The organism is Roseococcus pinisoli (assembly GCF_018413645.1).
Lineage (GTDB): Bacteria > Pseudomonadota > Alphaproteobacteria > Acetobacterales > Acetobacteraceae > Roseococcus > Roseococcus pinisoli.
Genome location: NZ_JAHCDA010000004.1, coordinates 346,667 through 367,754, shown reverse-complemented (window position 1 = coordinate 367,754; position 21,088 = coordinate 346,667). Strand labels below are relative to the sequence as shown.

General features: G+C 67.7%; 15 protein-coding genes and 3 tRNA genes. 15 read left to right on the top strand and 3 right to left on the bottom strand.

Annotated features, from left to right (window positions below):
• Positions 1 to 7: 7 nt before the first annotated feature.
• Complete coding sequence (locus KHU32_RS20050) at positions 8 to 991, bottom strand: lysine-2,3-aminomutase-like protein (protein ID WP_249681427.1); 984 nt, start codon at positions 989 to 991, stop codon at positions 8 to 10.
• A gap of 50 nt (positions 992 to 1,041) precedes the next feature.
• Between KHU32_RS20050 and epmA the strand changes: the two genes are divergently transcribed.
• Positions 1,042 to 2,073, top strand: coding sequence for an EF-P lysine aminoacylase EpmA (gene epmA, locus KHU32_RS20045; protein ID WP_213671937.1), 1,032 nt, complete (start codon positions 1,042 to 1,044; stop codon positions 2,071 to 2,073).
• 12 nt (positions 2,074 to 2,085) lie between these two features.
• On the opposite strand, the gene KHU32_RS20040 is transcribed toward epmA, so the two are convergent.
• Complete coding sequence (locus tag KHU32_RS20040) at positions 2,086 to 3,513, bottom strand: glycosyltransferase (protein ID WP_213671936.1); 1,428 nt, start codon at positions 3,511 to 3,513, stop codon at positions 2,086 to 2,088.
• Positions 3,514 to 3,567: 54 nt separating this feature from the next.
• Between KHU32_RS20040 and KHU32_RS20035 the strand changes: the two genes are divergently transcribed.
• Positions 3,568 to 4,329 carry a hypothetical protein gene (locus tag KHU32_RS20035; RefSeq protein ID WP_213671935.1) on the top strand — a complete coding sequence of 254 codons (762 nt, stop codon included), beginning with the start codon at positions 3,568 to 3,570 and terminating at the stop codon, positions 4,327 to 4,329.
• 17 nt (positions 4,330 to 4,346) lie between these two features.
• On the opposite strand, the gene KHU32_RS20030 is transcribed toward KHU32_RS20035, so the two are convergent.
• Positions 4,347 to 5,309: an N-carbamoyl-D-amino-acid hydrolase gene (locus KHU32_RS20030; protein ID WP_213671934.1), complete on the bottom strand. Its 963-nt coding sequence runs from the start codon at positions 5,307 to 5,309 to the stop codon at positions 4,347 to 4,349.
• Positions 5,310 to 5,480: 171 nt separating this feature from the next.
• Here KHU32_RS20030 and KHU32_RS20025 point away from each other — a divergent pair, with 171 nt between their 5' ends.
• The 13 genes from KHU32_RS20025 to rpoC all read left to right on the top strand — a co-directional run bounded on the left by KHU32_RS20025 (position 5,481) and on the right by rpoC (position 20,904).
• Positions 5,481 to 6,608, top strand: a complete 1,128-nt coding sequence (locus KHU32_RS20025; protein ID WP_213671933.1) for a phenylacetate--CoA ligase family protein — start codon at positions 5,481 to 5,483, stop codon at positions 6,606 to 6,608.
• Between the two features lie 118 nt (positions 6,609 to 6,726).
• Positions 6,727 to 6,809: transfer RNA gene (locus KHU32_RS20020), tRNA-Tyr, on the top strand.
• Between the two features lie 68 nt (positions 6,810 to 6,877).
• A tRNA-Gly gene (locus tag KHU32_RS20015) sits at positions 6,878 to 6,951 on the top strand.
• Positions 6,952 to 7,043: 92 nt separating this feature from the next.
• Entirely contained in the window at positions 7,044 to 8,231 is a 1,188-nt protein-coding gene (tuf, locus tag KHU32_RS20010; RefSeq protein ID WP_213671932.1) for an elongation factor Tu, read from the top strand.
• Positions 8,232 to 8,355: 124 nt separating this feature from the next.
• Positions 8,356 to 8,432 (top strand) — tRNA-Trp (locus KHU32_RS20005).
• Between the two features lie 164 nt (positions 8,433 to 8,596).
• A complete protein-coding gene (gene secE, locus KHU32_RS20000; RefSeq protein WP_213671931.1) occupies positions 8,597 to 8,788 on the top strand; it encodes a preprotein translocase subunit SecE in 192 nt (63 codons plus the stop codon).
• An 87-nt stretch (positions 8,789 to 8,875) separates the two neighbouring features.
• On the top strand, positions 8,876 to 9,412 hold the full coding sequence (gene nusG, locus KHU32_RS19995) for a transcription termination/antitermination protein NusG (RefSeq protein WP_213671930.1): 537 nt from the start codon (positions 8,876 to 8,878) through the stop codon (positions 9,410 to 9,412).
• 338 nt (positions 9,413 to 9,750) lie between these two features.
• Complete coding sequence (rplK, locus tag KHU32_RS19990) at positions 9,751 to 10,185, top strand: 50S ribosomal protein L11 (protein WP_213671929.1); 435 nt, start codon at positions 9,751 to 9,753, stop codon at positions 10,183 to 10,185.
• A gap of 4 nt (positions 10,186 to 10,189) precedes the next feature.
• Positions 10,190 to 10,885 carry a 50S ribosomal protein L1 gene (gene rplA, locus KHU32_RS19985; RefSeq protein ID WP_213671928.1) on the top strand — a complete coding sequence of 232 codons (696 nt, stop codon included), beginning with the start codon at positions 10,190 to 10,192 and terminating at the stop codon, positions 10,883 to 10,885.
• Positions 10,886 to 11,209: 324 nt separating this feature from the next.
• Positions 11,210 to 11,725 (top strand): 50S ribosomal protein L10, encoded by a 516-nt coding sequence (rplJ, locus tag KHU32_RS19980; protein ID WP_213671927.1) that lies wholly within the window; start codon positions 11,210 to 11,212, stop codon positions 11,723 to 11,725.
• A gap of 156 nt (positions 11,726 to 11,881) precedes the next feature.
• On the top strand, positions 11,882 to 12,256 hold the full coding sequence (rplL, locus tag KHU32_RS19975) for a 50S ribosomal protein L7/L12 (RefSeq protein WP_213671926.1): 375 nt from the start codon (positions 11,882 to 11,884) through the stop codon (positions 12,254 to 12,256).
• A 196-nt stretch (positions 12,257 to 12,452) separates the two neighbouring features.
• Complete coding sequence (gene rpoB, locus KHU32_RS19970; RefSeq protein ID WP_213671925.1) at positions 12,453 to 16,640, top strand: DNA-directed RNA polymerase subunit beta; 4,188 nt, start codon at positions 12,453 to 12,455, stop codon at positions 16,638 to 16,640.
• Positions 16,641 to 16,722: 82 nt separating this feature from the next.
• On the top strand, positions 16,723 to 20,904 hold the full coding sequence (gene rpoC, locus KHU32_RS19965) for a DNA-directed RNA polymerase subunit beta' (RefSeq protein WP_213671924.1): 4,182 nt from the start codon (positions 16,723 to 16,725) through the stop codon (positions 20,902 to 20,904).
• Positions 20,905 to 21,088: the final 184 nt, after the last annotated feature.

Here is a 21,088-nt window from a genome sequence, read left to right as displayed (position 1 = left end):
GGGCCTTCTAACCGTCTCGCGGCGGTTGTCCAGCCCCCGAAAGCAAGACTTCCATCCCAAGCGGAAATTTTCCTCCGCCGGCGGGTCTTTCCTGGACGTAGGTCGGCCAAGCCAGGCCCGTCACCCGGCCGCGCAGGCTGCGCAGGAGCGCAAGCCCTTCCTCGACCGGCACGTGAAAACGCGCGGTTCCCGGCGCGGGATCGAGCTGATGCAGATAGTAGGGCTTCACGCGATGCCGCAGCATGGTGCGGAACAGGCCCTCCAGCGCGGCCGGGCTGTCGTTCACGCCACGCAGCAGCACCGATTGCCCGAGCAGGACGGCCCCCGTGCCATGCAATGCGCGCAGGGCGATCGCCGATTCGGTGGAGAACTCGGCGGCGTGGTTGGCATGGACGCAGAGGTAGAGCGGCCGATCCAGGGTCAGGGCCTGCAGCATCGCCGCGTCGATGCGTCCGGGATCCGCCACCGGCACGCGCGAATGGATGCGTAGCACCTCCAGATGCGGAATGGCGGCCAGGCGCGTGAGGATGCGCTCCAGCCGGCGCGGCGAGAGCATCAGCGGGTCCCCGCCGGTCAGGATCGCCTCGCGCACCTGGGGGGTGCGCGCGAACCAGTCGAGCGCGGCCTCGAGCTCGGCCTCGGTGAGCAGGCCGCCATCGGGCCCCACCGCCTCGCGACGGAAGCAGAAGCGGCAATAGACCGGGCAGGCCAGCAGCGGCTTGAGCAGCGCGCGGTCCGGATAGCGGTGGACGACGCCCTTCAACGGCGTGAAGGGCGCATCGGCCGTGGGATCGTCCATCTCGTGCGGGGCGGTGACGAGCTCCTCCGGCTCCGGAAGATATTGCCGGGCGAGGGGCGGGCCGTGCTCCGCAATCAGGCGTCCGAGGAGTGGGGTGACCGAGATGGAATAGCGTTGGGCGACCTGGTCCAGCGCGGGCACTTCGGCAGCCGCGATCAGGCCGGCTTCGGCCAGATCTGCGGCGGATCGCATCGTTCGTTGCATGGCGAGGCAGGCTCTGCCCTGTTAAGCCCCCTAACGCAATGTCGAACACGCCCGCGTCCCCGCCCTGGCATCCCGAGCGCCTCGCCGCGCGCCTGCCCTTCCTGGAGGCCCGCGCCCGGCTGACGGCGGAAACCCGGGCCTGGTTTACCGCCCGCGGCTATCGCGAGGTCGAGACCCCCTGCCTGGTGCCGGCACCGGGCATGGAGGTGCATTTGCGCGGTTTTTCCGCCGAGTTCGACCCGCATCTGGGCCAGGGGGAGCGCCGCAAGCTGTGGCTGCGCACCTCACCCGAGCTGGCGCTGAAGCGATTGCTGGTGGGCGGCGCGGGGCCGGTCTTCGAGCTGGCGCGGGTCTGGCGCAATGGCGAGATCGGCAGCCGCCACGCGCCCGAATTCACCATGCTGGAATGGTACCGCCCCGGCCTCGCCCTCGACGGGCTGATGGACGAGACGGAGGCGCTGGTCCGCCGGCTCTGCCCGCGGCTGGTCGCCCATGAGGAGGTGACGACCGACCTCGCTCTGGCCTTCGAGCGCATCACCGTGGCCGAGGCCTTTCACAAATGGGTCGGCATCGACGTCCTGGCCTCCATCCGGGAGGACGGCACGGGGGATGCCGCAGCACTCGGCGCGCGCGACGACGAGAGCTGGGAAGAGGCCTTCTTCCGCCTCCTGCTGGAGCATGTGGAGCCGCGCCTGGGCCGTGAGCGCGCGAGTTTCCTGACCCATTGGCCCGCACCCCAGGCGGCTCTGGCCCGCCGCGACCCGTCCGACCCGCGCGTGGCCCTGCGCTTCGAGCTTTTCGCGGCCGGGGTGGAGCTGGCCAATGCCTTCGACGAGCTGACCGACGTGGAAGAGCAGGCGGCGCGCTTCGCCCATGACGTGGCCGAGCGCGAGCGGCTCTACGGCGCCGAGAATTCCTGGCCGGTGGACGCCGACTTCCTGGCCGCCCTGGCGCAGGGCATGCCGGCGGGCTCGGGCATCGCGCTCGGCTTCGACCGACTGGCCATGCTGGCGAGCGGCGCGCGGCGGATCGAGGATGTGCTCTGGTTGGGGGGCTTCCCCTACGGCTGAGGACGGCCGGGGCTACGGCCGGCCGTCTCTTTCGGTGAAGCTGCGCCGCAGATCGTGCAGCGGCCGCCGGAGGGAGAGTGGCACCACGCGCCGATAGGTGCTGCGCACCAGGCGCTCGATTCGTCCTGGGGCGCTCAGCCGATCGACCGCTTCGGCGAGCTGGCGCTCCAGCCCGGCGATACGCTCCTCCAGTTGGAGATGGTGCTGGGCCGCCGTTACGCCCAGCTCCTCCCGCCATTGGACGGATCCGGACTCCATGGCCTGGAACAACCGGGCCTCGGCAACCTGCGCCGAAACAACGCCGTCCCCCAGCCGTGCGAAGCCCGCCTCCATCTCCCGTGCCAACCGGTCCTCCGCGGCGCGGACCGCAAGCTCGAAGGACGTGCCCTCGAGGCCATGCATCTCCCGGGCGACGGTCATCCAGTTCCGCGGCTCGGCGCTCGGCACATTGTCCTCCATCCAGGCCGCCAGCGCGGCGGCGGCCTCGGCGGAGGTGGGTGGCGGCTCCGCCATCGCCTCGCGGTATCGCGCCACCAGCCGGTCGATGCAGTCCTCCAGCCGGGCTTCCGCGCGCAGCCTTGCGGCGACACGGCCGGCATCCCCGGGATCATAGGCGGCGAGGGCCTCGGCGACGGCCGTCTCGGTGACCGGGCGTGCCAGGAGGCCCGCGCCGAAATTGAGCCGCCGCCAGGCCTCCAGCCGCGCCTCCGTCAGAAGGCCCGCGAAGCCCCGGGCATCGCACACGATGACGGCGCAGCCGGTCGCCGCGGCTTCCAGCGCCATGCGCGCCGTTGCGAAGACCAGGTCGAAACGGGGGAGCTCGGCTTCCAGCGAGGCACTGACCCTTCCGCTGGCCGGGCCGAGCTCCTCCAGGGCGATGCCCGCGGCCTCGCAGGCGGCACGGATCGCCCTTTGATGGCCAAGATTCTTGGTGAGCAGCAGGGCGCGCGCCGGCCGGGCGGGGAGGGGGCCGCGGAGGTGCAGGCGCTCCGGATCGATGGGGTTGAGCTCCATCGAGATGAGCGAGGGCGGCACGCCGCGGGCGAGGCAGCGGTCGCGGCAGAGCTCGTCGACCGCGATGACATGCCGGATCTGCGGATGGGCGGGCGGTGCCTCCACCTCGAACTGCGCGCTGTGGCAGAGGAAGATGGCCGGCATGCCGGGCAGGGCGGCGATGGCGGCCATGGCCGTCGGGCCGTGCTGGGCGTGGATGATGTCGGGCCGCTCGGGCAGTGCCGAGAGGCGATCGATGAGCCGGTGCCCGCGGGCGCGCATGCGGTCGGCCTGTGGGCCGAGGTGGTGCGCATAGATGATGGGGCGATGCCCCGCGCGCCGGAGCCCGTCGGCATAGAGCTCGGTGACCGTCTCGGAGCCGGTGTTGTTCGCGACGAAGAGGTTGGTCAGCAGAACGGTGAGCGGCGGCGAGGGCATGCTGCGCATTGCCACGACCCTCGCCGCGGCGCTACCGGAGATCTTTCGCCGATAAGGTTCCGTATGCCGCTGCTGCTCCTCGCCCATCCCGGCCACGAGCTGCGCCTGTTTCACTGGATGGAGCGGACGCGGCCGCTGGTCTTCATCCTGACGGACGGTTCGGGGGGCGAGGCAAGGTCCCGCACCGACCATTCCGTCGAGACGATCCGTCGCGCCGGCGCCCGCATCGGTGGATCGGTCTTCGGCAAGCAGCCGGACCGCGCCTGGTATGCCGCGCTCAACGCGGGCGATGCGGTGCCCTTCGTCTCGGCGCTGGAGGAGATCACCGCGGAAGTGCGGAGGGCGGGCGCGCCGTCGCTGGTCGTGGCCGATCCGGTCGAGGGTTATAATCCGATGCACGACCTGTGCTCGGCCCTGGCCGATGGGGTCGCCGCCCGGCTGGGGGCGTCTGTTCAGCGCCGCACCTTTGACCTCACGGAAACCGTGGCGCCGGAGGCAGCGGAACAGGAAGCCTGGGCCCTGGATGGGGCGGCGCTGGCGCGCAAGCGCCAGGCGGTCCTGGACTATGCGCCCCTGGCCGAGGAGGCCCGCCGTCTGCTTACCGCCGATCCGTCCTGCCTGGGCCGGGAGCGGTTGCTGCCCTGCCGGTTCGACTGGCCGGACGAACTGCCGCAGCCGCCGGCCTACGAGGCCTTTGGGCATGCGAGGGTTCGCGAGGGGCGGTACAGCTCCGTGGTCACCTATCGCGACCACGTTCTGCCCATCGCACGCCTCCTTCGGGGACAGCTGTTGCGACCCGCATCGGGAGTTGTGGCGGCCGCCTGAGGGCGGCCGCCATCCGATCAGCGGGACGGCGTCCAGCTCTTCGGCGCCTCGCTGCCCACCTGCTCCAGGATGCGGCCATAAGCCTCCGGCCGGCGGTGAGCGGCGAAGTTGAAGATCGTCGTCCGCCCCAGGGTGCAGGTGTCGAGGTCGCAATCGGCGGTGATCAGCTCGTCGTCCCAGGTGGTGGCCTGGGCCATGATCTCGCCCGAGGGGTTCACGATGATGGAATGGCCGAAGAGCTCGTGCCCGTCCTCTGTGCCGCCCTTGGCCGTGCCCACGCCGAAGCAGGCGTTCTGGTAGCAGCCGGCGCGGATGGAGAGGTGCGAATGCTCGACGCGCAGGTGGTGCGCCTCGAAGCCGCGATTATCCATGTTCAGGCTGGGTGTGTTGTAGCCGAGCATCACGATCTCGACCTGCTGCAGGCCCATGACGCGCCAGGCCTCGGGCCAGCGGCGGTCGTTGCAGATCATCATGCCGATATTGGCCTCCTGCTGGCCGACCGGGGCGCGGATGACCGGGAAGCCCAGGTCGCCCACCTCGAAATACCGCTTCTCGAGGTGCTGCACCTTGCGGATGGGGTCGTATTCCTTGTGCCCCGGCAGGTGGATCTTGCGGTACTTCAGCACGATCTCGCCCGAGGGATGGACGTAGATGGCGGTGTTGAAGCGGCGGCCGTCCGGCGTCTTCTCCGCATAGCCGAGGTGGAAGCCGATCCCGTACTTCTTGGCGGCCTCGAAGAGGGGCGCGGTCTCGTTGGACGGCATCGCGTGCTCGTACCAGTTGTCGGCCTTGGCGATGTCCTCCTCATACCAGCGCGGGAAGAAGGTGGTCAGCGCGAGCTCGGGGAAGACCACGACCTCCACGCCGCGCTGATGCGCGCGCTCCATGAGGCGGACCATGCGGCCGACGGCGACGTCGCGGCCCTCCGCCTTCTGGATGGGGCCGAGCTGGGCGGCGGCGAGGGTCACGAGACGTGGCATTCTGCGCTCCGGAAATGTGCGGGTGGCAGGATCAGGGCGCGGATGCGGGCGTGCAAGACCACCGGGGCCCCTGATCGGGCCGATTCGTGGGCTCCGTCGCCTCCTTCCTGAACACTTCGCTTGCGATCGGGGCGGCGGCGTGCCCGACTCGGGCAAAAGGGAGGAACCCACATGGAAGGCTTGGCCGAGGCCCTGCGGACGGCGCTCACCTTGTCGGGCTGGGCCGCGCATCTGGGCAAGGTGGATCCGGCGACGGTGCGCCTGGCCGACCTGCCGGTGCTCCGGAAATCCGACCTGCCGGGCCTGCAGAAGGCCGCGCCTCCCTTCGGGGGCTTATCCCCCGGTCCCGAGGGATTCGCGCGCCTCTTCGCCTCGCCGGGGCCCATCTTCGAGGGCATGCCGGATCGCGCCGACCCCTGGCGCTTCGCGCCGGCACTGGGCGAGGCGGGAATCGGTCCGGGCACGATCCTCCTCAACTGCTTCGCCTACCACCTCACGCCCGGCGGCTTCATCTTCGATTCGGCGGCGCGGCAGCTGGGCGCGGCGGTGATCCCCGGCGGCCCCGGCAATACCGAGGCGCTGCTGCATGTGTTGGAGGCCTATCGGCCGAATGCCTATGCCGGCACGCCGGACTTCCTGAAGATCCTGCTGGAAGCCGCCGACAAGGCAGGCCTGGACGCGACCTGCCTGACCCGCGCCGTGGTCTCGGGCGCGGCCTTTCCGCCCTCGCTGCGGGAATGGGTGGCGGCGCGCGGCCTTCTCGCCATCGAGGCCTATGGCACGGCCGAGCTTGGCCTGATCGCCCATGCCACGGCCGATGGCGCGCCCGGGATGGCGGTGGCGCCGGGCATCGTGCTGGAGATCGTCCGGCCCGGGACGGGGGAGCCGCTGCCGGAGGGCGAGGTGGGCGAGGTGGTCGTCTCCGTCCTGGATCCCCGGCATCCGATCCTGCGATTCTCGCCGGGCGACATGTCGGCCTTCCTGCCGGGAGGGGCGCGCATCAAGGGCTGGATGGGGCGGGCGGACCAGACCGCCAAGGTGAAGGGCATGTTCATCCGCCCGGAGCAGATCGCCGCCATCTCCCGGGCAAATCCCGGCCTTGGCCGACTTCGGCTGGTGATCACGCGGGAGGGGGAGACGGACGCCATGTGCCTGCTGGCGGAAGGCGGGGAGGGCGGGGAAGCGCCGCTCGTCGCGGCACTCCAGGCCGCGACCGGCCTGCGGGGGAGGGTGGAATTCCGCCCGCCGGGAAGCCTGCCTGCCGATGGCCGGGTCATCGTGGATGAGCGCCCGCTGTGACGCCTCGGGACACATGTTTGCCGCGAAGCGCGTGGGGCTGATTGACAGCGGCCCGCGAACACGCTTGAACGCGCCCGCTTCCATCGGTCAGGCGAGCGAAAGCGCGCCTAGTTACTGAGGAGGGGTGCCCGAGTGGCTAAAGGGGACGGACTGTAAATCCGTTGGCTTGCGCCTACGCTGGTTCGAATCCAGCCCCCTCCATATTCCCCGATGGATAGTGGGCTCACCGCTTGCGGTGGCGCTCCTGACTAGCGACAATCCGCCCAGGCGCGGGTGTAGCTCAATGGTAGAGCACCAGCCTTCCAAGCTGGCTACGGGGGTTCGATTCCCCTCACCCGCTCCACTCTCCACAGAGATGGGCGGTGGTGCTCCCATCGCGCTGCCTTGCGCCAAGGCGGCTTCTGGAACGATCAATTCTCGGAGCGGGACCTGGCGATGGCGAAGGCTAAGTTTGAGCGGAACAAGCCGCACTGCAACATTGGGACGATCGGCCATGTTGATCATGGCAAGACGTCCCTGACGGCGGCGATCACGAAGGTTCTGGCGAAGTCTGGTGGCGCGTCGTTCACGGCGTATGACCAGATCGACCGTGCTCCTGAGGAGAAGGCTCGCGGCATCACGATCTCGACGTCTCACGTTGAGTACGAGACGGCGAACCGTCACTATGCGCACGTGGATTGCCCTGGCCACGCCGACTACGTGAAGAACATGATCACGGGTGCGGCGCAGATGGACGGCGCGATCCTGGTGTGCTCGGCCGCTGACGGCCCGATGCCGCAGACGCGCGAGCACATCCTCCTGGCGCGCCAGGTTGGCGTTCCGGCGCTGGTGGTGTTCCTGAATAAGATGGATCTGGCGGACCCCGACCTGGTCGAGCTGGTGGAGATGGAGCTGCGCGAGCTGCTGTCGTCCTACCAGTTCCCGGGCGACGACATTCCCATCGTTCGTGGCTCTGCGGTTGCGGCGCTCGAGGACAAGACGCCTGAGATCGGCGAAGAGGCCGTTCTGAAGCTGATGGCCGAGGTGGACCGCTACATTCCGCAGCCGGAGCGTGCGGTGGACCGTCCGTTCCTGATGCCGGTCGAGGACGTGTTCTCGATCTCGGGTCGTGGCACGGTGGTCACGGGTCGCGTGGAGCGCGGCGTCGTGAAGGTCGGCGAGGAAGTCGAGATCATCGGCCTGAAGGCGACGGTGAAGACGACGGTGACGGGCGTCGAGATGTTCCGCAAGCTGCTGGACAGCGGCGAGGCGGGCGACAACATCGGCGCGCTGCTGCGCGGCACGAAGCGTGAGGACGTGGAGCGCGGTCAGGTTCTGGCGAAGCCGGGCTCGATCACGCCGCACACGAAGTTCAAGGCCGAGGCGTACATCCTGACGAAGGACGAGGGCGGCCGTCACACGCCGTTCTTCACGAACTATCGTCCGCAGTTCTACTTCCGGACGACGGACGTGACGGGCATCGTGCAGCTGCCCGAGGGCGTTGAGATGGTGATGCCTGGCGACAACGTTTCGATGGATGTCGAGCTGATTGCGCCGATCGCGATGGATGAGGGCCTGCGCTTCGCCATCCGCGAAGGTGGCCGCACCGTCGGCGCCGGCGTCGTCGCCGCCATCTCGAAGTAATTTTTTTCAACCCGGCGCTGGACATCGCGCCGGGTTCGGTTATCCGTACGGCCGCCGGGTCGGAAAGCTTCAGGTTCCTCGGAACGGAAGCGGGAAGGCCCGGGGCGCTTAGTGCGGGACTAATAGGGGCGTAGCTCAATTGGCTAGAGTGCCGGTCTCCAAAACCGGAGGTTGTGGGTTCGAGACCCTCCGCCCCTGCCACCTTTCCCCGGCCCGATCGTCGACGGCGTTTTCGCCGAAGGCGTGAATCGGGCCCACAGAAGGCCTTGATCCGGCGGCACGCATTGCAAGGCGGCCGCCGACATGCTTTCAGGGGACCGCCGCCAGGGAGTTCCCCGTAGCGGCACAGTCAGGAACACGAAGTTTTGGCCAAGCTCGATCCCGTCCAGTTCTCCCGGGAAGTTCGTCAGGAAGTCGCGAAGGTCACCTGGCCCTCGCGTCGCGAGACCTTGATCACGACCGGCCTCGTGCTGGCCCTGTCGTCGCTTGCGGCGATCTTCTTCCTGGTGGCGGACCAGATCATCCAGCTTGCCATGCGCTGGGTCTTCGGGCTTTAGCAAAGGCGCAACAATTCAATCGTAGAGTCCGGGTGGCCATTGGGCCGTCCTCTGGGGTCCCCGGACGGCGAAGCGAGGTTCTGGCCGATGGCCGATAAGCGTTGGTATGTCGTGCACGTCTACTCGGGCTTCGAGAAGAAGATCGCTGAGCAGATTCGCGCGCAGGCCGCCCAGTCGGGCCTCGCCGACCGGATCGAGGACATCCTCGTTCCCACCGAGCAGGTCGTGGAAGTCCGCCGCGGCCAGAAGGTCGACACCGAACGGAAGTTCTTCCCCGGCTATGTGCTGGTGAAGATGGAGATGACCGACGATACTTGGCACCTCGTGCGGGACACGCCGAAGGTCACGGGCTTCCTCGGCGCGCGCAACAAGCCGCAGCCCATCACCGAGGCCGAGGCGATGCGCATCGTCAACGCCATGGTCGAGGGCGCCGAGAAGCCCCGCCGTCCGGCAGTGCTCTTCGAGGTCGGCGAGCAGGTCCGCGTCTCCGACGGCCCCTTCACCAGCTTCAACGGCACGGTGGAGGAAGTCGACGAGGAGAAGGGGCGCCTCAAGGTCAGCGTCTCGATCTTCGGTCGCTCCACCCCGGTGGAGCTCGAATACAGCCAGGTCGAGAAGCTCTAGGCTTCTCCAGTTTGCTGGACTGTCATGCGCGCGGGGCCTTCAGGGCCCCGCAGCCATGTTCGGGCCCTGCCGATCGCCGGCCACGCCTTCCGGCGCGAATCGGGGCCCGTCCCCGAAGAGCTTTCGCCGGCATGTGCGTGGCGCATGGCGCCCAAGCCCTCCCGAAGCCTGCTGCCAAGGGGAGGGGGCTCGACAGCCGCGCCGCATCCCTATAAAGGCCCGCCTTCCGGTGAGGGGCTCGCCCTTCGGCCGTAGAGAAACGTGGGAGGTTCACCGGCTGACGAGGCCGAGGGACCGACGGCACCACGGGTCTCTCCACATTGTGAGAGGACTTGGTAATGGCAAAGAAGATCGCCGGCTATATCAAGCTGCAGATCCCGGCCGGCAAGGCGAACCCTTCGCCGCCCGTCGGTCCCGCGCTCGGTCAGCGCGGCCTGAACATCATGCAGTTCGTGAAGGAATTCAACGCGGCGACGCAGCAGATCGAGCCCGGCACGCCGACGCCGGTCGTGATCACCGCGTACACGGACCGCAGCTTCTCCTTCATCACGAAGACCCCGCCTAACACCTTCTTCCTGCTGAAGGCGGCGAAGATCGAGAAGGGCAGCACGACCCCGGGCAAGGGCGCGACCTCCGGCCGCGTGACGAAGTCCCAGCTGGCCGAGATCGCCAAGGTCAAGATGAAGGACATGAACTGCACCGATATCGAGAGTGCCGTTCGCATGCTGGCCGGATCCGCCCGCTCGATGGGCATGACCGTGGTGGAGGGCTGATCCGATGGCCAAGCTGACGAAGCGCATGAAGGCCCTGGCCGAGACGGTCACCGCCACCAAGGCCTATCCCCTCGCCGAGGCGATCAACCTCGCCAAGGCGAATGCCAAGGCGAAGTTCGACGAGACCATCGAGATCTCGATGAACCTCGGCATCGATCCCCGCCACGCCGACCAGATGGTCCGCGGCATGGTCGGCCTGCCGAACGGCACGGGTAAGACTGTCCGCGTGGGCGTCTTCGCCCGCGGCCCGAAGGCCGAGGAGGCCAAGGCCGCCGGCGCCGACGTGGTGGGCGCCGACGACCTCGCCGCCCTGGTCCAGGAAGGCAAGATCGACTTCGACCGCTGCATCGCGACGCCGGACATGATGGCGCTCGTGGGTCGCCTCGGTAAGGTGCTGGGCCCGCGCGGCCTGATGCCGAACCCGAAGCTCGGCACCGTGACCATGGACGTGAAGGGCGCGGTCGCCGCTGCCAAGGGCGGCCAGGTGGAGTTCCGCGCCGAGAAGGCCGGCATCGTGCATGCCGGCATCGGCAAGGCGAGCTTCGGCGCCGACCAGCTGGTCGAGAACGCCAAGGCTTTCGTCGAGGCGATCCAGAAGTCGCGTCCGACCGGCGCCAAGGGCACCTACGTCAAGAAGGTCGCGGTTTCCTCGACCATGGGCGTGGGCGTCAGCGTCGACGTGAGCAGCCTCTCCGCCTGAGGCGGCATCGGCCCGGGCTCCGGCCCGGCGCCGATATCAAGAGATACCTCCCGGCTTCGGCCGGGATGGCTAGGTGGGGCCCCTCGGGGCTCCGCCGACCTGTCGGAGATTGCAGGTGTCCCACCCGAGGGTGGGGCCTAAAGGGCAGCCGCCCGCCAGCATGAGACGGGGAACCGAGATTTGCCTCCACCGGCTTGATCGGGGATGGCATGGCTTGGCTTTCCGGCAACGACAGCGGACGGGGTGAGGGGGTGGTCCCCTTGCCCCCGTGTGAACCGGTCGGGGCCCTTCCAGAAGGTTCCGGCCACCGACGGAGACGTGACGTTGGACCGTACGGAAAAGCGCGCTTTCGTCGACTCGATGGGCTCTGTCTTCGCGCAGACCTCCTTTGTGCTCGTCGCCCAGAACAAGGGCATGACGGTCGCGGCGGTGGATGATCTGCGCCGGAAGATGAAGGCCGCCGGGGCGACGTATAAGGTTGCGAAGAACCGGCTGGCCACTCGCGCCCTCGACGGCACCCGTTTCCAGGGCGTCTCTCCCCTGCTGAAGGGCCCCACCGCGCTTGCGTGGTCGGTGGATCCGGTGGCAGTGGCGAAGACGGCCGTGGAGTTCGCCAAGGGGAACGACAAGTTCGTTATCCTGGGCGGGGCGCTCGGCACGCAGGCCTTGAACCTCGATGGTATCAAGGCGCTGGCCGAGCTTCCCTCGCTCGACACGCTGCGCGCTTCGCTTGTGGGTCTGATCCAGACCCCGGCGACGCGCATTGCCGGGGTGGTTCAGGCCCCGGCAGGGCAGCTGGCACGGGTGCTCAAGGCCTACGCGGATAAGGAAGCCGCCTAAACGGGACGGGGGATCGCCTGGAGGACGCTGTCCGAAAGGCGATGCCGCAGCCTGCCGCGTAGGGGCGATTGGCCTCTCGAATCACTTTGACCTCGCCGCGTGGTGCGGTGGGGTTGTCAAGCCACTGTCAAGCCATTAGATCGAAGGAACACAAACATGGCCGATCTCGCAAAGCTCGTTGACGAGCTGTCCGCTCTGACCGTCTTGGAGGCCGCCGAGCTCTCCAAGCTGCTCGAAGAGAAGTGGGGCGTCTCCGCCGCCGCGCCGGTGGCTGTTGCCGCCGCCGGTCCGGCTGCCGCCGCTGCGCCCGCCGAGGTGCAGACCGAGTTCACGGTGACCCTTGCCGCCGCCGGCGACAAGAAGATCAACGTGATCAAGGAGATCCGCACGATCACGGGCCTGGGCCTCAAGGAAGCCAAGGACCTGGTCGAAGGCGCTCCGAAGGTCGTCAAGGAGAACGTCTCCAAGGACGAAGCGGACAAGATCAAGAAGGTCCTGGAAGAGAACGGCGCGACCGTCGAGGTCAAGTAACGTCGGCCACATGGTGCCGGGGCTCCGCGCCGGCACCTGTGGAAGTTGTTTTGAAGTCGGGGTGGGTGGCAATCGGGTCTGATTGCCGCCCCTCTCGCCGTTTTGGGGGCACGGTGCCCCTGAGATGCTTGCGGGGACACGGATTTATGGCGGCGGAGCCCTCTCCGCAGGCCAGCATTAAGGAAGCGGGACACGCATGAACGCCATCAGCAAGTCGTTCACGGCACGCAAGCGCATTCGCAAGAGCTTCGGGCGGCTGCCCGAGGTTGCGCCGATGCCCAACCTGATCGACGTGCAGCGCGCCTCCTACGCGACCTTCCTGCAGATGGAGACGCATCCGGACAGCCGGACCAACACCGGTCTCCAGGAAGTCTTCAAGTCGGTCTTTCCGATCAATGACTTCGCTGGCCGCGGCCGCCTGGAGTTCGTCCAGTACGAGCTCGAAGAGCCGAAGTATGACGTCGAGGAATGCATCGCCCGCGGGCTGACCTATGCCGCCCCGCTGAAGGTGAAGCTGCGCCTGATCGTCTGGGACCTCGACGAGGACACCGGCAGCCGCTCCGTCCGCGACATCAAGGAGCAGGACGTCTACATGGGCGACATGCCGCTCATGACGGATAACGGCACCTTCATCATCAATGGCACCGAGCGCGTCATCGTCTCGCAGATGCACCGCTCGCCCGGCGTGTTCTTCGACCACGACAAGGGCAAGACCCACAGCAGCGGCAAGTATCTCTTCGCCGCGCGCGTCATCCCCTATCGCGGCTCCTGGCTCGACTTCGAGTTCGACGCCAAGGACATCTGCTACGTGCGCGTCGACCGCAAGCGCAAGCTGCCGGCCTCGACCCTGCTGCTCGCCCTGGATGGCGAGTCGACCGAGGCGAAGCGCGTCGAGCGTGCCGCCCAGGGCCTCGAGATGGAGCCCGGCGAGGTCCGCGGCATGGACGCCGAGGAAATCCTTGGCGCTTTCTACGGCCAGGTGGAATTCCGCCGCGGTCCCAAGGGCTGGTCGCGCGCCTTCGATCCCGACAGCTTCCGGGGCGTCAAGCTCTTCGAGCCGCTGATCGACGCGCGCACCGGCGCCGTGGTGGCCGAGAAGGACGTCAAGATGACGCCCCGCACGGCCCGCAAGATCGTCGAGGCCGGCACCACCGAGGTGCTCGTGGGCCGGACCGACCTGCTCGGCCGCTTCGTCGCCGTGGACCTGGTGAACCTGGAGACGGGCGAGATCTGGGCCGAGGCCGGCGAAGAGCTGACCGAGGCCAAGCTGGCGGCCATCGAGGAGGCGGGCATCGACATCCTGCCGACGCTGGCGATCGACCAGTCCGTCGGCGCCTGGATGCGCAACACGCTCGCGGTGGACAAGAACACCAACCGCGAAGAAGCGCTGATGGACATCTACCGGGTCATGCGCCCGGGTGAGCCGCCGACGCCGGAGACGGCCGAGGCGCTGTTCAAGGGCCTGTTCTTCGACGGCGACCGCTACGACCTCTCGGCCGTGGGTCGCGTGAAGATGAACATGCGCCTGGGCTTCTCCCTCGAGGAGGCGCCCGACCATCTGCGTACCCTGCGCAAGCAGGACATCGTGGCCACGATGCGCGTGCTGATGGACCTCAAGGACGGCCGCGGCGCGATCGACGACATCGACAACCTCGGCAACCGGCGCGTGCGCTCGGTCGGCGAGCTGATGGAGAACCAGTACCGCGTCGGCCTGCTGCGCATGGATCGCGCGATCAAGGAGCGCATGGGCGCGGTCGATATCGACACCGTCATGCCGCATGACCTGATCAACGCGAAGCCGGCCGCCGCCGCCGTGCGCGAGTTCTTCGGCTCCTCGCAGCTGTCGCAGTTCATGGACCAGACCAACCCGCTGTCGGAAGTGACGCATAAGCGCCGCCTCTCGGCGCTTGGCCCGGGCGGTCTGACCCGCGAGCGCGCCGGCTTCGAGGTGCGCGACGTGCACCCGACGCATTACGGCCGCATCTGCCCGATCGAGACGCCGGAAGGCCCGAACATCGGTCTGATCAACTCGCTGGCCACCTTCGCGCGGGTGAACAAGTACGGCTTCATCGAGACGCCGTACCGCCTGGTGAAGGACGGCAAGATCACCGGCGCGCCGCGCTACCTCTCCGCCATGGAGGAGGAGAAGCTGGTCGTCGCGCAGGCTGACGCCCATGTGGACGCCGAGACCGGCGAGTTCCTCAGCGACCTCGTCTCGGTTCGCCAGGGCGGCGACTTCCGCCTGGTGAAGCCCGTCGAGGTGACGGCCATCGACGTCTCGCCGAAGCAGCTCGTCTCGGTCGCGGCCGCGCTCATCCCGTTCCTCGAGAACGACGACGCGAACCGCGCGCTGATGGGCTCGAACATGCAGCGTCAGGCCGTGCCGCTGATCCGCGCCGACGCTCCGCTCGTGGGCACCGGCATGGAAGCCGCCGTGGCCCGCGACTCGGGTGCGGCGATCTCCGCGCGGCGCGAGGGCGTTGTCGACCAGATCGACGGCGCGCGCATCGTGGTGCGTGCGACGGGCGAGGACGGCCAGACGGTCGGCGTCGACATCTACCGCCTGCGCAAGTTCCAGCGCTCCAACCAGAGCACCTGCATCAACCAGCGTCCGCTGGTGAAGGTGGGTGACCGCGTCGCCGTGGGCGAGATCATCGCCGACGGCCCGTCGACGGAGCTGGGCGAGCTCGCGCTCGGCCGCAACGTCCTCTGCGCCTTCATGCCCTGGAACGGCTACAACTTCGAGGACTCGATCCTCATCTCCGAGCGCATCGCGCGCGACGACGTGTTCACCTCCATCCACATCGAAGAGTTCGAGGTGATGGCGCGGGACACGAAGCTCGGCCAGGAGGAGATCAGCCGCGACATCCCGAATGTGGGTGAAGAGGCGCTCCGCAACCTGGACGAAGCCGGCATTGTCTACGTTGGCGCCGAGGTGCATCCGGGCGACATCCTCGTCGGCAAGGTGACGCCGAAGGGCGAGAGCCCGATGACGCCGGAGGAGAAGCTTCTCCGCGCCATCTTCGGCGAGAAGGCGTCGGACGTGCGCGACACGTCGCTGCGCCTGCCGCCCGGCGTCGCCGGCACGATCGTCGACGTGCGCGTCTTCTCCCGCCGCGGCGTGGACAAGGACGAGCGCGCCATGGCGATCGAGCGCGCCGAGGTCGAGCGTCTGGCGAAGGACCGCGATGACGAGCGCGCCATCCAGGAGCGCAGCTTCTACGGCCGTCTTCGCGAGCGGCTGCTGAACCGCAAGGCCAGCGGCGGCTTCAAGGGCGTCAAGGCCGGTACGCCGATCACCGACGAGGTGCTGGAGCAGTTCGCCAAGGCGACCTGGCGCCAGATCGCCGTGTCGGATGATGCGGCGATGGTCGAGATCGAGGCGCTGAAGCGCGAGTTCGACGCCGCGGTCGAGCGGCTGCAGAAGCGCTTCGAGTCGAAGGTCGAGAAGCTGCAGCGTGGTGACGAGCTGCCGCCGGGCGTCATGAAGATGGTCAAGGTCTTCGTGGCCGTGAAGCGCAAGCTTCAGCCGGGCGACAAGATGGCCGGCCGCCACGGCAACAAGGGCGTGGTCTCGCGCGTGGTGCCGGTGGAGGACATGCCGTTCCTCGAGGACGGCACCTCGGTCGACCTCGTGCTGAACCCGCTGGGCGTGCCCTCGCGCATGAACATCGGTCAGATCCTCGAGACGCATCTGGGCTGGGCCTGCGCCAATATCGGCCGTGAGGTCGGCGAGCTGGTGGAAGACTTCCGCCGCTCCTCGGCCATGCGGGAAGAGCTGCTGGCGAAGCTGAAGGACGTCTACGGCGACGAGGTCTACGAGCGCGACATCGTGCCGATGAGCGAAGATCAGCTGATGGAGCTGGCGGATAACCTGAAGAAGGGCATCCCCATCGCCACGCCGGTCTTCGACGGTGCGCGGATCTCCGACATCGAGGAAATGCTGACCAAGGCGGGCCTCGACACTTCGGGGCAGATGCAGCTGATCGACGGCCGCACCGGCGAGCTCTTCGAGCGGAAGGTGACCGTCGGCTACATCTACATGCTGAAGCTGCACCACCTGGTCGACGACAAGATCCACGCGCGTTCGATCGGTCCTTACTCGCTGGTCACGCAGCAGCCGCTGGGCGGCAAGGCCCAGTTCGGCGGACAGCGTTTCGGCGAAATGGAGGTCTGGGCGCTCGAGGCTTATGGCGCTGCCTACACGCTGCAGGAGATGCTGACGGTGAAGTCGGACGACGTGTCCGGGCGCACCAAGGTCTACGAGGCCATCGTCCGCGATCAGGACAGCTTCGAGGCCGGCATCCCGGAAAGCTTCAACGTTCTGGTGAAGGAGCTGAAGTCGCTCGGCCTGAACGTGGACCTGGAAAACCGCGGGTCCTGAGTATGACGGACGGGGTGTCGACGACATCCCGTCCTCCCCCATGCATGGCCCGGCGTGCGCGCCGGGCGGAGAGCGAGGCGGCATGAACGAGCTGATGAAGATCCTGGGCCAGACCGGCCAGGCGATGACTTTCGACCAGATCAAGATCTCCATGGCGTCGCCGGAGCAGATCCGCTCCTGGTCCTATGGCGAGATCAAGAAGCCCGAGACGATCAACTACCGCACCTTCAAGCCGGAGCGGGACGGGCTGTTCTGCGCCCGCATCTTCGGCCCGATCAAGGACTACGAGTGCCTGTGCGGCAAGTACAAGCGGATGAAGTTCCGCGGCATCGTCTGCGAGAAGTGCGGCGTCGAGGTGACGCTCGCCAAGGTCCGGCGCGAGCGCATGGGCCATATCGAGCTGGCGGCGCCCGTCGCGCATATCTGGTTCCTGAAGAGCCTCCCGAGCCGTGTCGGCCTGATGGTCGACATGTCGCTGAAGGAGCTCGAGAAGGTCCTGTACTTCGAATCCTACGTGGTGCTCGAGCCCGGCCTGACGGACCTCAAGCTGCATTCGCTGCTGAACGAGGACCAGTTCGTCGCGAAGCAGGATGAGTTCGGCGAGGACGCCTTCCGCGTCGGCATCGGTGCCGAGGCCGTGAAGGAGATCCTGCATGGCATGGAGATGGCCAAGGACGGCGTGCGCCTGCGCGCCGAGCTGAAGGAGACCACCTCCGAGGCCAAGCGCAAGAAGCTCGTGAAGCGCCTGAAGCTGATCGAGGCCTTCAACGAGTCGGGTGCGCGTCCGGAGTGGATGATCCTCGACGTCGTGCCGGTCATCCCGCCCGAGCTGCGCCCGCTGGTGCCGCTGGACGGTGGCCGCTTCGCGACCTCGGACCTGAATGACCTCTATCGCCGCGTCATCAACCGCAACAACCGCCTGAAGCGGCTGATCGAGCTGCGCGCCCCCGACATCATCGTGCGCAACGAGAAGCGCATGCTGCAGGAGTCGGTGGACGCGCTGTTCGACAACGGCCGTCGCGGCCGGGCGATCACGGGCGCCAACAAGCGCCCGCTGAAGTCGCTCTCGGACATGCTGAAGGGCAAGCAGGGCCGGTTCCGTCAGAACCTGCTCGGCAAGCGCGTGGACTACTCGGGCCGTTCGGTCATCGTGGTGGGTCCCGAGCTGAAGCTGCACCAGTGCGGCCTGCCGAAGAAGATGGCGCTCGAGCTCTTCAAGCCCTTCATCTACTCGAAGCTTGAGAAGTACGGCCACGCCAGCACCATCAAGCAGGCCAAGCGGATGGTGGAGAAGGAGCGTCCCGAGGTCTGGGACATCCTGGAAGAGGTCATCCGCGAGCACCCGGTCATGCTGAACCGGGCGCCCACGCTGCACCGCCTGGGCATCCAGGCCTTCGAGCCCGTCCTCGTCGAGGGCAAGGCGATCCAGCTGCACCCGCTCGTCTGCACCGCCTTCAACGCGGACTTCGACGGTGACCAGATGGCCGTGCACGTCCCCCTGAGCCTCGAGGCTCAGCTGGAGGCGCGCGTGCTGATGATGTCGACCAACAACATCCTCTCGCCCGCGAACGGCAAGCCGATCATCGTGCCGTCGCAGGACATCGTCCTCGGCCTCTACTACCTCAGCCTCGACACGCCCGAGTTCCGCGCGTTCGAGGACGACAAGGCGCCGCGCATCGCCGATCTGGGCGAGATCGAGCATGCCCTGGCCGTCGGCGCGCTGACGATCCACAGCAAGATCATGACGCGCCGCGCCACGGTCGATGCCGACAACAAGCCGATCGTTGAGCGCGTGATCACCACGCCGGGCCGCATGCTGATGGGCGCGCTCCTGCCGCCGCATCCGGCGCTGCCCTTCTCGCTGATCAATCGGCTGCTGACGAAGAAGTCCATCTCGGACGTGATCGACGCCGTGTACCGCCATTGCGGCCAGAAGGAGTCGGTGATCTTCGCCGACCGCCTGATGGGTCTCGGCTTCCGTCACGCGGCGAAGGCGGGCATCTCCTTCGGCAAGAACGACATGATGATCCCCGCTGAGAAGGAAGGGCTCATCGCGACGACCAAGGCCGAGGTGAAGGAGTTCGAGCAGCAGTACCTCGACGGCCTCATCACCTCGGGCGAGCGCTACAACAAGGTGGTCGACGCCTGGTCGCGCTGCACCGACTCCGTCGCGACCGCGATGATGAAGGAGATTCAGAAGCAGGAGATCGGCAAGCCGACCAACTCCGTGTGGATGATGTCTCACTCCGGTGCGCGTGGGTCGCCGGCGCAGATGCGCCAGCTGGCCGGCATGCGCGGCCTGATGGCCAAGCCTTCGGGCGAGATCATCGAGCAGCCGATCATCTCGAACTTCAAGGAAGGCCTCACCGTCCTCGAGTACTTCAACTCGACGCACGGCGCCCGTAAGGGCCTGGCCGACACCGCGCTGAAGACGGCGAACTCGGGTTACCTGACGCGCCGTCTCGTCGACGTGGCGCAGGACTGCATCATCATGGAGGAGGACTGCGGCACCGAACGCGGCCTCAACGTCCGTGCGATCATGGATGGCGGTGACGTGGTGTCGTCGCTGTCCGAGCGGATCCTGGGTCGGACGACCCAGGAGGACGTGATCGACCCGGCGACGGGCGAGGTCATCCTCGCGAACAACATGCTGGTCGAGGAAGCCGATGCGGAGCGCATCGAGAAGGCCGGCGTCGAGGGGGTGAAGATCCGCTCGGTGCTGACCTGCGAGTCGCTCCAGGGCGTCTGCGGCCATTGCTACGGCCGCGACCTGGCGCGCGGCACGCCCGTGAACATGGGTGAGGCGGTCGGCGTCATCGCCGCGCAGTCCATCGGTGAGCCGGGCACGCAGCTGACGATGCGTACCTTCCACATCGGCGGTGCGGCGCAGCGTGGCGCCGAACAGTCGGCGGTGGAGGCGACGGTCGACGCGACGACGAAGCTCTTCAACCTCCAGCTCGTGACCAACAGCTCCGGCTCGCCCATCGTCATGAGCCGTAACTGCGAGGTCGCGCTGCTTGACGCCAACGGCCGCGAGCGCGCGCGCTTCCGCGTGCCCTACGGCGCCAAGATGCTGATCACCGACGGCGTGGCGGTCGTGCGTGGCCAGAAGCTGGCCGAGTGGGACCCGTTCACCCTTCCGATCATCACGGAGCGCGAAGGCAAGGTCGAATACGCCGATCTGATCGAGGGCGTGACCCTGGTCGAGCGGACCGACGACGTGACGGGCCTCACCTCCAAGGTGGTGGTGGACTACAAGGCCTCGACCAAGTCGGTGGACCTGCGTCCGCGCATCGTCATGAAGGACGCCCGCGGCGAGATCATGAAGCTGCCGAACGGCGCCGAGGCCCGCTACTTCCTCAGCCCCGACACGGTGCTGAGCGTCGATAACGGCGCGACGGTCGAAGCCGGTGACGTGGTGGCCCGCATGCCGCGCGAATCGTCGAAGACGCGTGACATCACGGGCGGTCTGCCGCGCGTGGCGGAGCTCTTCGAGGCGCGCCGGCCCAAGGATGCCGCGATCATCAGCGACATCGACGGGCGGGTGGAGTTCGGCAAGGATTACAAGGCCAAGCGCCGCGTGATCGTGAAGAGCGAGCCCATGGGCGACGAGCCCGCCATCGAGCGCGAGTACCTGGTGCCGAAGGGCAAGCACGTCTCGGTGCAGGAGGGCGACTACGTGAAGGCCGGCGATCCGCTGGTCGACGGCCCCCGCGTGCCGCACGACATCCTGCGCGTGCTGGGTGTCGAGGCGCTGGCGAACTACCTCGTCAACGAGATCCAGGACGTCTATCGACTCCAGGGCGTGAAGATCAACGACAAGCACATCGAGGTGATCGTTCGCCAGATGCTGCAGAAGGTTGAGATTCTCGACGGGGGCGAGACGACCTACCTCATCGGCGAGCAGGTGGACCGCTTCGAGTTCGATGCGGAGAACGAGAAGCGCCTGAAGCTGGGCGAGCGTCCTGCGCGTGCCGAGCCGGTGCTGCAGGGCATCACCAAGGCCTCCCTGCAGACGCAGAGCTTCATCTCGGCGGCGTCCTTCCAGGAGACCACCCGCGTGCTCACCGAGGCGGCCACGGCCGGCAAGGTGGACACCCTGGGCGGCCTCAAGGAGAACGTCATCGTGGGCCGCCTGATCCCGGCAGGGACGGGCTCCGTGATGAACCGTCTGAAGATCCTGGCGGCCAAGCGCGACAGCGGCCGCCTGCCTGCGACCCCGGCTCTTCCCGAGCCGGATGCGAGCCCCGCCGCCGCCGAGTAGCGGTATGCGGAAACGGCGGGGGGCGCGTCTGCTCCCGCCGGGCGAATCCTGCCCCGTCTCGCTTGACTCAAAGCGGGGGGGTGGGTAAGACGCGCAACTCGCCGGGACAGTCAGAGATGGCCTGCCGGCATGTTGGTTCAAACGCCTTGCTTCGGTCGCCCCTTCTTCCCTCTGGGAAGTCGTT

Bases quoted from the DNA above. Each gene is read 5' to 3' on its own strand.
- KHU32_RS20050 (WP_249681427.1), bottom strand. From the start codon at position 991: ATGCGATCCGCCGCAGATCTGGCCGAAGCCGGCCTGATCGCGGCTGCC.
- epmA (WP_213671937.1), top strand. From the start codon at position 1,042: ATGTCGAACACGCCCGCGTCCCCGCCCTGGCATCCCGAGCGCCTCGCC.
- KHU32_RS20040 (WP_213671936.1), bottom strand. From the start codon at position 3,513: ATGCGCAGCATGCCCTCGCCGCCGCTCACCGTTCTGCTGACCAACCTC.
- KHU32_RS20035 (WP_213671935.1), top strand. From the start codon at position 3,568: ATGCCGCTGCTGCTCCTCGCCCATCCCGGCCACGAGCTGCGCCTGTTT.
- KHU32_RS20030 (WP_213671934.1), bottom strand. From the start codon at position 5,309: ATGCCACGTCTCGTGACCCTCGCCGCCGCCCAGCTCGGCCCCATCCAG.
- KHU32_RS20025 (WP_213671933.1), top strand. From the start codon at position 5,481: ATGGAAGGCTTGGCCGAGGCCCTGCGGACGGCGCTCACCTTGTCGGGC.
- tuf (WP_213671932.1), top strand. From the start codon at position 7,044: ATGGCGAAGGCTAAGTTTGAGCGGAACAAGCCGCACTGCAACATTGGG.
- nusG (WP_213671930.1), top strand. From the start codon at position 8,876: ATGGCCGATAAGCGTTGGTATGTCGTGCACGTCTACTCGGGCTTCGAG.
- rplK (WP_213671929.1), top strand. From the start codon at position 9,751: ATGGCAAAGAAGATCGCCGGCTATATCAAGCTGCAGATCCCGGCCGGC.
- rplA (WP_213671928.1), top strand. From the start codon at position 10,190: ATGGCCAAGCTGACGAAGCGCATGAAGGCCCTGGCCGAGACGGTCACC.
- rplL (WP_213671926.1), top strand. From the start codon at position 11,882: ATGGCCGATCTCGCAAAGCTCGTTGACGAGCTGTCCGCTCTGACCGTC.
- rpoB (WP_213671925.1), top strand. From the start codon at position 12,453: ATGAACGCCATCAGCAAGTCGTTCACGGCACGCAAGCGCATTCGCAAG.
- rpoC (WP_213671924.1), top strand. From the start codon at position 16,723: ATGAACGAGCTGATGAAGATCCTGGGCCAGACCGGCCAGGCGATGACT.